Raw genomic sequence first — 13,272 nt, forward strand, 5'->3', positions numbered from 1 at the left:
CGAACGGCGGCGGCATGCCTGCAAGGCAGGTCAGTGCGCGCCCAGATATGCGCGCACGGCGGGCAGGCCCGGCTTGCCGTCGAGGGTCGTCACCCCGGCGAGCCACTTGTCGAGCATCTGCGGATTGGTCTTGAGCCAGTCGGCGGCGGCCTTGTTCGGGTCCTCCTTGGCCGCAATGGGCACCATCAAACGGTTCTCGATGGCGGTGGTGAACTGCAGGTTGGAGACGAACTTCGCGACGTTCGGGCAACGCGTGCTGTAATCGGGCGGTTCCGCGGTCAGGACCTTGGCCGCGCCGTAATCGGGCCCGAATACGTCGTCGCCGCCCGAGAGGTAATCGATCTTCATCTGCACGTTCATCGGATGCGGCTCCCAGCCGAGGAACACGATCCACTGCTTGTCGCGCACGGCGCGGTTCACCTGCACGAGCATGCCCGCCTCGCTCGACTCCACGAGCTTGAACTTGCCGAGACCGTACTGGTTCCCGGTGATCATCTTCTGAATCAGCTGGTTGCCGTCGTTGCCCGGCTCGATGCCGTAGATCCGGCCCTGCAGTTTGTCCGCGAACTTCGCGATGTCCTGGAACGAGTGCAGGCCGCCCTGGTACACGTAGTCGGGCACGGCAAGCGTGTATTTGGCGCCGGTCAGGTTGGGCGTCGGCAGCACCTTGATCGAACCCGTTTTCGTGAACGGCTCGATCATCGGGTCCATGGTCGGCGACCAGTAGCCGAGGAACACGTCGATCTGCTTGCTCTTCAGCCCCGCAAACGTGATCGGCACCGAAGCGATGGTCTTGGTGGGTTCATAGCCGAGCCCGGCGAGTATGGTGGACGCGACGCCCGTGGTTGCGGCGATGTCGGTCCAGCCGACGTCGGCGAAGCGCACCGCCTTGCATTCGGCGGGATCCGCCGCATAGGTGCTGGAACAGGCAGCCGCGGCGAACAGCAGCGCGCAGGCCTGCAGGGTCTGGAATCGGCTCATCTTCGTCTCCTCGAGATTTGCACAGCGTCGATCGGTTCCGCATGGAAGGGATGGCGGCACACTCGCGGACGAACTGCGTGTGGCCAGATGCAAGCTGCGTGCCCGCCCCGCTTCCCTTGTCCAAGGCCCGCTGTGACGGGGCTTACGGGAAGAATGCAGGCGACGGCGCGCATCCCACGGTCAATAGTCGTTTGGCAAAAAACGGCTCAACGTAGCAATTGCGACGCGGTCTTGCGCAGATGCGACAACGCGGGGCTGAAAAGGCCGTGTGGCAGGGTTTTAAGTTGATTGAACGATCAATCGAAAAACGGTGGAGGGCGGGTTGACCCGGAATGCATGAGCGAAATTTCCAGGTGGCTTTCAGTATTACTTCATTCGTATGACGGGATATTCCGGCTGCTTTCGATTGGTTTACGTTGCAGGCGAATGGCCGCCGACAGGGCGCTGTGGGGCTGGGAGCGCTCCCATTGCATGTACCTTGCGCCGGCTTGATTCACTCAGGATTCCGATTAATTTAAGCGCCGCCGCAGAAAGCTGGGTTCGGCGAAGCGCACGAGTACGCGGGCGTGGATATCGTCACCGGCCGCGCCGGCAAAATTCAGGCACTCTATGTCTTTCTGGATTCAACGCCGACGTAGCAGCATTACCGCCTCCCTCGCTGTCCCACCGCGGCTTCGCCGCAATCATGCAAAAGGAGTGGCAAATGTCCAAAGTCCTGGTGCTGTATTACTCATCGTACGGGCACATCGAAACGCTTGCGGGTGCCATGGCCGAAGGCGCACGCTCGACAGGCGCAACGGTCGACATCAAGCGCGTGCCGGAAACCGTGCCCGAAGAAATTGCCAAGGGCGCGCACTTCAAGCTCGATCAGCAGGCGCCTGTCGCAACCGTCAACGATCTCGCCAACTACGACGCAATCATTGTGGGCACGCCCACGCGCTTTGGCCGCATCTCTTCGCAGATGGCGGCGTTCCTCGATCAGGCCGGTGGCCTGTGGATGAGCGGCGCGCTCAATGGCAAGGTGGGCGGTGCGTTCACTTCGACGGCCAGCCAGCACGGCGGGCAGGAAACCACACTGTTTTCGGTCATCACCAACCTGCTGCACTTCGGCATGACGATCGTGGGCCTGCCGTATAGCCACCAGGGGCAGATGACGCTCGATGAAATCGTCGGCGGTGCGCCCTATGGCGCGACGACCATCGCAGGCGGCCAAGGCCAGCGCCAGCCGACCGAAATCGAGCTTGCCGGCGCGCGGCATCAAGGCGAGTTGATCGCCAAAACGGCAAACAAGCTGTTCGGCTGACCGGAATACAAAAGGCCGGTCAGTTCACTCCGCCTGACCGGCCCGTTCTCTCACCACCCGGCATGCGCGGGCAACCAAAAGCTAAAACAAGCATCAGCGCATCTCGCGATCAATATCGCGCCGCAAGACTATCGACGTCGTGAGGTCGTCGACCGTCTCGTAGTTCGCGACCCAGTCGCGGACACGATTGAGGCCGTCGATATTGCCGGCCTCGATCTCCACGATCAGATCCAATTCCCCGCTAACCGACGACATGCGCCGCACTTCGGGCTGCTCCGCCAGCAAGTCGAGCAGTTGATTCGCGGGCGTGCGCTTGAGGCTCACCATCAGAATCGCACGAATCACATTGGGGTTGATTTCGCCGATGTCCGCGCGATAACCGCGTATCACGCCGCTCCTCTCGAGATTGGCGACGCGCTCGCTCGTGGCGCTGCGCGACAGCCCGATGCGAGCCGCCAGAGCCTTCAACGCAATGCGGGCGTCCTTGGAGAGGACGGTCAGAATCTCACGATCAGTTGCATCAAGCTCACGCATCAGTCACCTTTCCTGTCCACCGAATACATGCCGGTCCATTCCGACATTCTGCCGGGCAATCCGGCAACATACATGATGTCGTAAAACCCATCGCATGCCAACATACGGTCAGGATGCGCGTTCAACATTATTCCGGTCCGGCTGGGGACTTTACCGGCAAGCCGTCGGGCCTGTGGTCCGGATTGCTCCGCGTCTTCTCACGATTTTTGAGTCTCCGCATGACCTTCAATCTGGATTCCTGATCATCCACATTTTGAACAGGCCTTTTAGCCAATCCACGCTGGAAGCACGATATGACCGATCTCTCTCGTCCCGCACCTCACTACACTGTCGCCGACGCCGAACAACTCGGCGCAGAGATTTTCGGCGTGACAGCAACCGCCTCCTTGCTCGATGGCGAGCGGGACCGGAACTTCCGCCTCAAAACGGAAACGGGCGCGGACTGGATTCTGAAGATCGTGAACTCCAGCGAACCCAAGGTCGAAAGCGAACTCCAGACGGCGCTGCTGCACCATCTCAACGAGGCCGGATCGAGCATGCCGGTCCCGTACCTGAAGCCGAGCGTGTCCGGCAAACTCCTGGCGTCGACGGTGTCCTCGACCGGAGAAGAGCACGCCGTGCGGCTCGCGAAATGGATTCCGGGCACGCCGCTCGCCACGGTCGAGCGCAACTTCGAATTGCTGCGCAATCTCGGCCGCGCGATGGGCGATCTCGATCGCGCGTTGCAGGGGTTCATCCATCCCGGTGCGCTGCGCAATCTGGATTGGGACGTCCGGCATGCGGCACGCGCACGCACCCGTTTGCACTTCGTGCGCGACGACGAGAAGCGAGCGATGCTCGAGCGCTTTATCGCGCGCTTCGAAAGCCAAGTCGCGCCGAAGCTGCCGCGCCTGCGCGCCCAGGTCGTCCATAACGACGCCAACGACTGGAACGTGCTGGTCGACGAAGCCGATCACCGCAAAATCGCCGGTTTGATCGACTTCGGCGACGCCGTGCACACGGTGCTGATTGCGGACGTTGCGATTGCATGCGCCTATTCGATCCTCGACACCGAAGATCCAATCGGCGCAGCGGGCGCGCTGGTCGCCGGTTTTCACGAGCGGTATCCGCTGCTGCCGGAAGAAGTCGACGTGCTGTTCGATCTCATCGCCATGCGGCTCGTCATCAGCGTGACCTTCTCGGCGTCGCGTCACGACCGCACGCGGGACAACCCCTATCTCTCGATCAGCGAGGCGCCCGCGTGGCGGCTGCTGCATCGGCTCGACGCAATGAATGCGCGCTTCGCCACGGCCATTCTGCGCAAGGCTTGCGGATTCGACGCGGTGGAAGGCGCAGGCGCCACCCGCCGCTGGATCGCCGCCAACACGAAGCACTTCGCCCCGATCGTGCATCCGCATCCGGCCACCTTGAGCAAGACCCTCGTTCCGTACGGCGATGCATCGCACGAGATGACGATCGATTCGGCCGCGCAGCGTCCCGACAAATCCACCGCCTGGTGGAACGACTTCTGCGAACGCCATCATATTCAGCTAGGCGTGGGGCCGTGGGGCGAGAAGCGCACGGTCTACAGCAATGCGGCGTTCGAATCGCGGTTCATCAACGGCCAGCATCGCATCCATCATCTCGGCGTCGATCTGTTCATGCCGGCCGGCACCGCCGTCTACACGCCGCTCGACGCCACGGTGCGCAGCGTGCAGATCGAGCCCGAGCCGCAGGACTACGGCGGGCTGATCACGCTCCTGCACGAACCGCAAGGCTGCCCGCCTTTCGTGACGCTCTGGGGGCACATGGGGCACGAAGCGCTCGCGCGTCTGAAGCCGGGGCAGAAGCTGGCCGCGGGCGATCTCGTCGGCCACATGGGCCACAGCGACGAGAACGGCGGCTGGACCCCGCATCTGCATTTCCAGGTATCGACGGACGTGAGCCTGTCGGCCACCGAAATGCTGGGCGTGGGCGAAACGGCCTACCTCGATGTCTGGGCCGACCTGTTCCCCGATGTCGCCGCGCTCGCCGGCATTCCGCCCGAGGCATTCAAGCAGACGGGACGCACGCGCGCCGAACTCGTCGAGCGCCGCAAGGCTATCCTGCTGCCCAATCTGTCGATTTCCTATGCAGAGCCGATCAAGTTCGTGCGCGGCGACGGCGTCTGGCTGATCGACCATTGCGGCCGCGCCTACCTCGATTGCTTCAACAACGTCTGCCATCTCGGCCACGCGCATCCCGACGTGGTGGAGGCGATCACGCGGCAAGCCGCGATCCTCAACACCAACACGCGCTATCTGCACGACACCATCGTCACGTACGCGGAACGCCTGACCGCCACGCTGCCCGCCGGGCTTTCGGTGGCCTCGTTCGCGTGCTCGGGCAGCGAGGCGAACAGCCTGATGCTGCGCATGGCGCGCAATCACACGGGCAACCGCGACGCGCTGGTGCTCGACTGGGCCTATCACGGCAACACCCAGGAGTTGATCGATCTGAGCCCCTACAAGTACAAGAGCAAGGGCGGCAAAGGCAAACCGGATCACGTATTCCAGGCCGATATTCCCGACAGCTACCGCGCGCCTGCGGACTGGCCGCTCGAAGAGCATGGCAAGCGTTTCGCGCAGAGCGTTGCCGAGCAGATCGACGCCATGAAAAAGCTGGGCCGCAAGCCCGCGCTATTCCTGGCCGAATCGATTCCCAGCGTGGCGGGGCAGATCTTCTTGCCCGACGGCTATCTGCAAGAGGTCTACGCGATGGTGCGCGCGGCGGGCGGCCTGTGCGTCGCCGACGAAGTGCAGGTCGGCTTCGGCCGTGTCGGCAGCCACTGGTGGGCCTTCGAAATGCAGGGCGTGGTGCCCGATATCGTCACGATGGGCAAGCCCATCGGCAACGGTCATCCGATGGCCGCGCTCGTGACCACGCGCGAGGTGGCTGACAGCTTCAACAACGGCATGGAATACTTCAACACGTTCGCAGGCAATCCGGTGTCGTGCGCCGCGGGCCTCGCTGTGCTCGATGTGATCGAGCGCGACGGACTCCAGCGCAACGCGCTCGAAGTCGGCAACTACCTGCTCGATGGCTTCCGCGCGATGCAACAGCGCTACGAAGTCATCGGCGACGTGCGCGGGCAAGGCTTGTTCCTCGGCATCGAACTGGTGCTGGACCGAAAAACCCGCGAACCCGCCACGGCGCTCGCGAAGAAGATCTGCGACAGCGCACGAGAGCGCGGCGTGCTGATGGGCACGGAAGGCCCCTTCGACAACGTGCTGAAAATGCGCCCGTCGATGATCTTCAGCCGCGCCAATGCGGACCATTTGCTCAGCGTGCTCGGCGACAGCATCGAAGCCGCGCTGCGCTAGCGAATGTGATGGGCAGTTGCCGCCCGAGTTGCCGCCGGGCCGCAGCCAAACCGGCAATATGCCGGTCAATTCCGACGCAAATTCCGATTCGCGGACACATTGCCGGGTGTCCGCCCACTAGAACTATGTCAAGATTTTCACGACCCAGAGGCTTGGCATAGACAGACGATCAAAACTGGAGGAGACGACTTCCATGATTTCCAATTTCAAACGCCTGATCTCGATGGCAACGACGGCTGTCGCACTATCGCTCACCGTTCACTGCGCCGCCATGGCCGACGAGCTCCAGACCTTGAAGAGCACCGGCGAGCTTCGCATCGCAATGAGCGGCCAATACCCGCCGTTCAGCTTCGCCAACGACAAGAACGAGATCGTCGGCTTCGACGCCTCGATCGGCTCGGAACTCGCCAACCGGTTGAAGCTCAAGCCCGTCATTGTGACGGCGCCTTTCGACGGCATCATCGGCGGCCTGCTCGCGAAGAAGTACGACATCGTGGTCGCCTCGATGACGATCACGCCCGCGCGCGAAAAAGCCGTGGACTTCGTGGGCCCGTACTACCACGTCGAACGCGTTGCCGTGGTTTCCGCGAATTCTCCGATTCAGAAAATCGAACAACTCAAGGGCAAGACCGTTGGTGTGATTCTCGGCGACACCAACGACAAGTGGGCGCAAGCCCAGGACGGCTGGACGGTCCGCACCTACAAGGGCCTGCCCGAGATGTTGATGGAGCTGCAGAGCGGCCGCATCGACGCCATCGTCATGGACAGCGTGCCGGTCATGGTCGCGGTGAAGGAAACCGGCCAGAAGGTCCGGATGCTCACGATCACCAATGCGCAGGCCGCGCCGGATAGCATCGGCATCGCGGTGCGCAAGGGCAATCCGGAACTCAAGGTGGCGTTGCAAAAAGCGCTCGACGACATGAAGGCCGATGGCACCTACGAAAAGATCTCAAGGAAGTGGATCGGCAGCGATATTCGCTAAGCGTCCTGGCATGACCGGCCCCGCCGCTGCGGGCCGGTCCCAAGCCCCCTGGAGATTTCATGGATCTTGCAATGACCTTGATGCTGCGAACCCTGCCGTTTTTTCTGGAGGCGGCGTGGGTGACCGTGCAGATTTCGGCGCTCGCGCTCATCATAGGACTCGTCGTCGCCGTCGTGCTGGTGGCCGGACGGCTTTCGGATAACCGGGTCCTGCGTACGCTTTCCACCACGTACGTCAGCATCTTTCGCGGCACGCCCAATCTGGTTCAGCTCTTCATTCTCTACTTCGGCGGCACGCAGATCGGGCTGAACCTCGATCCCTTCACCGCCGGCTATATCGCGCTGGGCCTGAACATTGCCGCGTACATGTCGGAGTCCATTCGCGGCGCAATCGTGAATGTCGATCGTGGACATATCGAAGCCGCGCGCTCGATCGGGCTGTCGCGCGCGCAAACGATGTGGCTCATCGTCTTGCCTCAGGCGGCGCGGCTGATGATACGACCGCTCGGCGTCAACACGATCGGGCTCATCAAGGGTTCGGCGCTGGTGTCGACCGTGTCGGTGGTCGAGCTGACCTATACCGCGCAGCGCTATATCGGTTCCACCTACAAGCCATTCGAAATCTTCGCGATTGCGGCCGTCCTGTACATGATCATCATCTACGTCGTGGCGAGGGTTGTCGATCTGCTGGACAAACGCTTCGCCCCCCGCTGAGGAAGCACGGATGTCACCACTCGATTTCAGTATCGTTTTTCCCTACACCGGGCTGCTGCTCAAGGGCCTCATGTGGACGGTGATCCTCACCGTCGCGGCGTCGTTCCTGAGTCTGGCTTTCGGCATCTTGTTCGCGCTTGCCGTGATGTACGCGCCCGCCTTCGTCCGTTATCCGGTGCGCCTTTTCATCTGGTTGTTCATGGGCACGCCGCTTCTGCTCCAGCTCTTTCTGATTTATTTCGGACTCGCGCAGATCGGCATCGACATTCCCGCGTTCGGCGCCGGCATCATCGGCCTGAGCCTGCATTTTGCCGCTTACAACGCGGACGTGATCCGAGCGGGCATCGTGTCGGTCGATCATGGACAGACCGAGGCGGCGCGCTCGATCGGCTTCGGCCGCGGACGCACGCTGCTCCATATCGTGATTCCGCAAGCGGTTCGCAAAACCATTGCGCCCATCGGCAACAACATGATTGTCCTGTTGAAGGACTCGTCGCTGGTTTCAGTCCTCGGCATCGCCGAACTCGTCAACAGCGCGCAGCACGCCATTAGCGACACGTTCAGTCCGTTTGAGTTTTATTTGAGCGTGGCGGTACTTTATTACCTGTGCAATCTGGCGATGGAATCCGGCCTGCGGCGAGTCGAAAAAAATATCGAGGTGACGCGATGAGCGCATTGCAACCCATGGTTGAAGTGAAGGACGCCCGCAAAGCGTATGGTGCGTTGGAGGTTCTGAAGGGAATCGATCTTTCCGTTTCGCGTGGCCAGATCGTCGCGATCATCGGGCCGAGCGGGTCGGGAAAGAGCACGCTGCTTCGCTCGATCAACCATCTGGAGACCCTGAATCGGGGCGAGGTGTGGCTTGACGGCTTGCAGGTGAATCAGCCGCTGACGGGCCGCGCGTTCGAAAAGCATATCAACGCGGTGCGGCAGCAGATGGGCATGGTGTTTCAGCACTTCAATCTGTTTCCGCATTTGACCGTGCTGGAAAATATCATTCTGGGTCCGGTCAAGCTCAAGGGTATGAATAAGGACGCGGCTCGCGAGCTTGCGTTGAAGCTGCTCTCGAAGGTGGGGCTCGCCAATAAGATCGACGCCTACCCTTCGCAGTTGTCCGGAGGGCAAAAGCAGCGCGTCGCGATTACGCGGTCGCTGGCGATGCAGCCCAAGGTCATGCTGTTCGATGAAGCGACTTCAGCGCTGGACCCGGAATTGGTGGACGAGGTGAATGCGGTCATGAAGCAATTGGCCGCCGAGAACATGACCATGCTGATCGTCACGCACGAAATGCGCTTCGCAGGCGAGGTTGCCGACAAGATCGTGTTTATGGATCGCGGGGTGGTGGTTGAGGAAGGTCCGCCAGATCAATTGCTTTGCGATCCGCGGCAAGATCGCACGCGCGCGTTCTTGAAGAATCATCTTTCGGCGTCGGCGAGGCGGTGAGGTGTGGCTCGCCGATCGCAGACGTCCCGATAGCAAAGACTTTTGCCCCCGCCTCTCGGGTAACTCCGCGTAGAGTCTCGCTGTCAAAGTGCATATATTAATTCGGATACCGGCTGAATCCTGCCCGGCGCAAAGACAGCGCCACCCTGTTTGCGGACTCGGAGAATGCGATGATCGATGGATACAACATCAGGCGTCGTCAGTTGCTGCAGTCCCTCATGGCAGCAAGCGCTGGGTGCCTTACGTGGGGGCTGCCAGACCTTGCGCGAGCGGCAAATGCGATCACCCTGCCCTTTGAGAACGGCCTGCGGGAATTGACCACGGCGTTTCCGCAAAAAGGCGAAATGCTGCTGGTCCGCAGTCGTCCACCGCTGCTGGAAACACCATTCTCCGTTTTCGATCAGGGTGTTTTCACACCCAACAATCAGTTCTTTGTGCGCTGGCACCTGGCCAGCATACCCACCAGCATCGACGCTCGCAGCTTCCGGGTCCGGGTTCATGGAGCGGTGCAGCACGAAGTCGTGCTCGGACTTGCAGAGCTGTCCAGGGAGTTCGAGCGAGTCGAGGTCGCCGCCGTCAACCAATGCGCGGGGAACTCGCGAGGCTTCTTCAAGCCGCGCGTTGCGGGCGGAGAATGGGGTAATGGCGCGATGGGAAACGCGCGCTGGACCGGCGTGCGCCTCAAGGACATTCTGGACCGCGCGGGCGTGAAGGCGGGCGCGGTTCAGGTGCGCTTCAACGGGGCCGATGCGGGTGCGATCCCGGCTACGCCCGACTTCGTCAAAACGCTCAGCGTCGATCGCGCCCGCGATGGCGAAGTGATGGTGGCATTCGCAATGAACGGCAAGCCGCTGCCATTTCTAAACGGGTTCCCGCTCCGGTTGGTCGTCCCCGGGTGGTATTCGACTTACTGGGTGAAGATGCTCAACGATATCGAGGTCATCGACACGCCGGATACCAACTTCTGGATGGCCAAGGCCTATCAGATTCCAGACACGCCTAATGCGAACGTGTCACCGGGTCAAAGCGGGGTCAAGACCGTTGCGATCACCCGCATGGTGCCACGCTCATTCATCACGAACCTGAGCGACGGCTCTGTCGTGGATGTCGGCAGGCCGCAGCCTGTACGCGGGATTGCGTTCGGGGGCGATGCCGGCGTCCGGGAGGTGCATCTTTCAGCAGACAACGGGATGACGTGGACGCCCGCGAAGCTTGGTCCGGATTACGGAAAATATAGCTTTCGCCGCTGGGAAGCGTCGTTCCTTCCGCGGCAGGCGGGTCAATTCGTGCTAAAGGTGAAGGCTGTCAACGATAACGGTGTCCAGCAACCGGACAAGCCAAACTGGAATCCAGGCGGCTATATGCGCAATGTGATTGAATCCATGACCGTCGTTGCGGCTTGAGGAGCGAATCATGAGGGCATGGGCTGCATGGGTCACTATCTCTTTCGCAGGCGCTGTCGCAACAGGCGTAGTCGCCGCCAAATCACCAGGCAGCGTTGCGGAGAACACCGTGGAGGTTTCGCTGCCCACGGGTAACCCGTTCCCGCAAGGACCGGGGTCGGATCTCGCGAACGCGCACTGCCTGATATGTCACTCCGCGGGTATGGTGATGCGTCAACCACCGCTGACGTTTGACGACTGGAAAGCCGAAGTGACCAAGATGCGTGCGGTCTACGGCGCTCCGCTTCCGCCCGAAAGTATCGAAGATATAGCCCGGTATCTGGTAACGATCAACGGGAAACGCTGACCGCAATTGCGGAAAATCCGTGGCGAACGAGTTCTAACGCGAGCGCCTGGTACGGTTACCGATTGTGTCGCTCGCTAAACACTTGTCTGATTGCCAGATGGCTTTTCAAAGGGAGCGAAGCCATTGACCTGAATCAATCAGATGCCGTCGGCTGGATCTTATGGTGAGTTACAGGCCGAGTTGACTGTTGCTCGATGGGACGCGGACCATTTTCGGCCCGCCTGCCGCGCCGCTACGACTCGTATCAGGAACGTACCGCTGAGCGCGCATATCGCGTCCCGGGAGCCATCATGATCCATCGCCCTCTTGCGGCGCTTGCCGCGGTGTTTGTCGGCCATGCCGCGTTGACGGACGCTCATGCGCAGACGTTGGACAAGATTGCGCGAACCGGACAAATCGTCGTTTCGTATCGGGAATCCGCGGTGCCCTTCAGCTATCTGCTGACGCCACACAAGGCGGTTGGCTTTTCGGTGGATGTGACCGAAGCCATTGTCGATGACGTCCGAAAGGCACTGCGAAAACCGGATCTCCGTACCGTCTACATGCCTGTTACCGGACAAAACCGGATTCCGTTGCTCGTCGACGGCACCGTTGACCTCGAGTGCGGATCGACGACAAATACCTCTGCGCGCGGCAAGGACGTCACATTTTCGATCAACTACTTCTATGCCGGCACGCGCCTCATGACCAAACGTGAATCGCAAATCGGCGATTATTCCGGTCTCGCGCACAAGGTTGTCGCGACTGTTGGCGGCAGCACCAATGAGAAGGCCTTGCGCCGCCAACTCGACGCCCGGCACATCGATGCGGACGTGGTGCTGACAAAGGATTACGCCGAAGCCATGAAGGACGTAGTAGACGGCAGAGCGGCGGCGCTCGCACTCGACGACGTTCTGCTTTATGGGCTACGTGCGAACGCAAGCGACCCGGACACGTGGGAAGTCGTTGGCGAAACGCTGCAGATCGAGCCGTACGCCTGTATGGTGCGAAAGGATGATCCGGCGTTCAAACGGCTCGTCGACGCAACGCTGACCCGGCTGATGAAGAGCGGCGAGTTCACGCGCCTGTACGCGAAGTGGTTCGAATCGCCGATTCCGCCGCGCGGCGCAAATCTCACGATGCCGATGAGCGCTGCGCTGAAGGCAAACCTGATCGCACGCAGCGATCGCCCAGCGCAATGACGGATCGGACCACCGGGAAGCTGACACGGCGCCCGGCGGTTTCGGAGCGGCTACCGCCAATCGCGTCCCATCAAGCCTGCCGATAATAAAGATTCTGCGGGTGCCGCGCTTCCGCGAAGAAGAACCACCGCTCGGCCACGAGCCCCGCATACTGAATCACCACGGCGGCGCACAGCAGCGTCAATGAGGCGCCCACGGGCCGCACATTCGCGCCAAACGCCACCAGCACGAACGGCACGGCAAACGCGGCCACGAGGAAGGTCCACTTGATCCGCTTGAGCGTGGCCGGCGTCTTGCCGTGGAAAAACTCGCGCAGGTTGAACGCGCCGGCTGTGAAGCCACGCGACTTCTGCTCGACGCGCGCGCTGCGGATGCCGGTCGCGCTCTGCACCGTCGATTTGGGCCGCAGCCGCGCATTGCGCACGAGCGAGGCGACGCGCGAAGCGCAGCCGCCGAGCGTCAGCACACAGGCGAGCACCGCGAGCGGCCCGACCAGTGCGGGCGCAAGCCACGCGGCGCACGCCGTCGCCAGCGTGAAGCCTGAGGCGCAGCCGAGCAGCGCGAAATTGACGAGCGTGAGCGGCGTCGCCCATTCCTGGAGGAAGCGCAGGCACGCGTAGATCATGCCCGTGCACACGAACAGCAGCCCGCTCGCCACCACGGCAACGGCGCCTATCGCGAGCGTATAGGGCGCGCCGAATACATGCGCCATGCCATAGGCGAACGTGCAGGCGAGAAACAGCGGCAGGCACAGGCATTCACGCGAGAGCCACGAGGTGCGCCACATCGCAATAGCGCGCCACGCGCGCTCGGGATGCCCGAGGTGGAAGAACGACGCCAGCAGCCCCGCCGCGCCGAGCACGCACGACAGCGCCGCGCCCGCCACATAGAAGAGTTGCGGCACGGCAGCTCCATCGCCGAGGCCAAGCTGCCCCGCTGCCTCCACGCCCACGAGCGCGATCACGAGCCCCTGCGCCGCGCCGATCAAGGTGGTGAGAAACACCACGGAAAATGCCGGATTCATGTTGGTTCCTTTCTGGCGTGG

General features: G+C 61.8%; 12 protein-coding genes. 9 read left to right on the forward strand and 3 right to left on the reverse strand.

Features of this window, described 5'->3' with window-relative positions:
- Positions 1-30: 30 nt before the first annotated feature.
- Complete coding sequence (locus tag NH14_RS30630; protein WP_035534182.1) at positions 31-981, reverse strand: choline ABC transporter substrate-binding protein; 951 nt, start codon at positions 979-981, stop codon at positions 31-33.
- A gap of 703 nt (positions 982-1,684) precedes the next feature.
- Here NH14_RS30630 and wrbA point away from each other — a divergent pair.
- Positions 1,685-2,284 (forward strand): NAD(P)H:quinone oxidoreductase, encoded by a 600-nt coding sequence (gene wrbA, locus NH14_RS30635; protein ID WP_035534181.1) that lies wholly within the window; start codon positions 1,685-1,687, stop codon positions 2,282-2,284.
- A 93-nt stretch (positions 2,285-2,377) separates the two neighbouring features.
- Here the strand turns inward: wrbA and NH14_RS30640 are convergent, their stop codons facing one another.
- A complete protein-coding gene (locus NH14_RS30640; RefSeq protein ID WP_035534180.1) occupies positions 2,378-2,818 on the reverse strand; it encodes an Lrp/AsnC family transcriptional regulator in 441 nt (146 codons plus the stop codon).
- Positions 2,819-3,111: 293 nt separating this feature from the next.
- Here NH14_RS30640 and NH14_RS30645 point away from each other — a divergent pair, with 293 nt between their 5' ends.
- From NH14_RS30645 to NH14_RS30680, 8 genes are all read left to right on the forward strand, one after another.
- Positions 3,112-6,159, forward strand: coding sequence for an aminotransferase class III-fold pyridoxal phosphate-dependent enzyme (locus NH14_RS30645; protein WP_035534179.1), 3,048 nt, complete (start codon positions 3,112-3,114; stop codon positions 6,157-6,159).
- Between the two features lie 193 nt (positions 6,160-6,352).
- Complete coding sequence (locus NH14_RS30650) at positions 6,353-7,141, forward strand: ABC transporter substrate-binding protein (RefSeq protein WP_035534178.1); 789 nt, start codon at positions 6,353-6,355, stop codon at positions 7,139-7,141.
- A 59-nt stretch (positions 7,142-7,200) separates the two neighbouring features.
- Positions 7,201-7,854 carry an amino acid ABC transporter permease gene (locus tag NH14_RS30655; protein ID WP_035534177.1) on the forward strand — a complete coding sequence of 218 codons (654 nt, stop codon included), beginning with the start codon at positions 7,201-7,203 and terminating at the stop codon, positions 7,852-7,854.
- Positions 7,855-7,864: 10 nt separating this feature from the next.
- Positions 7,865-8,524, forward strand: coding sequence for an amino acid ABC transporter permease (locus NH14_RS30660; protein ID WP_035534176.1), 660 nt, complete (start codon positions 7,865-7,867; stop codon positions 8,522-8,524).
- Between the two features lie 14 nt (positions 8,525-8,538).
- Positions 8,539-9,297: an amino acid ABC transporter ATP-binding protein gene (locus tag NH14_RS30665; RefSeq protein ID WP_152617333.1), complete on the forward strand. Its 759-nt coding sequence runs from the start codon at positions 8,539-8,541 to the stop codon at positions 9,295-9,297.
- 170 nt (positions 9,298-9,467) lie between these two features.
- Positions 9,468-10,700 (forward strand): molybdopterin-dependent oxidoreductase, encoded by a 1,233-nt coding sequence (locus tag NH14_RS30670; protein ID WP_035534174.1) that lies wholly within the window; start codon positions 9,468-9,470, stop codon positions 10,698-10,700.
- 10 nt (positions 10,701-10,710) lie between these two features.
- On the forward strand, positions 10,711-11,046 hold the full coding sequence (locus tag NH14_RS30675) for a c-type cytochrome (RefSeq protein ID WP_035534198.1): 336 nt from the start codon (positions 10,711-10,713) through the stop codon (positions 11,044-11,046).
- 290 nt (positions 11,047-11,336) lie between these two features.
- Positions 11,337-12,227 (forward strand): amino acid ABC transporter substrate-binding protein, encoded by an 891-nt coding sequence (locus NH14_RS30680; protein ID WP_035534173.1) that lies wholly within the window; start codon positions 11,337-11,339, stop codon positions 12,225-12,227.
- A gap of 70 nt (positions 12,228-12,297) precedes the next feature.
- On the opposite strand, the gene NH14_RS30685 is transcribed toward NH14_RS30680, so the two are convergent.
- Positions 12,298-13,251, reverse strand: a complete 954-nt coding sequence (locus NH14_RS30685; RefSeq protein WP_035534172.1) for a dimethyl sulfoxide reductase anchor subunit family protein — start codon at positions 13,249-13,251, stop codon at positions 12,298-12,300.
- Between the last annotated feature and the right edge of the window lie 21 nt (positions 13,252-13,272).

It is taken from the genome of Paraburkholderia sacchari (assembly GCF_000785435.2).
GTDB classification, from domain to species: Bacteria; Pseudomonadota; Gammaproteobacteria; order Burkholderiales; family Burkholderiaceae; genus Paraburkholderia; species Paraburkholderia sacchari.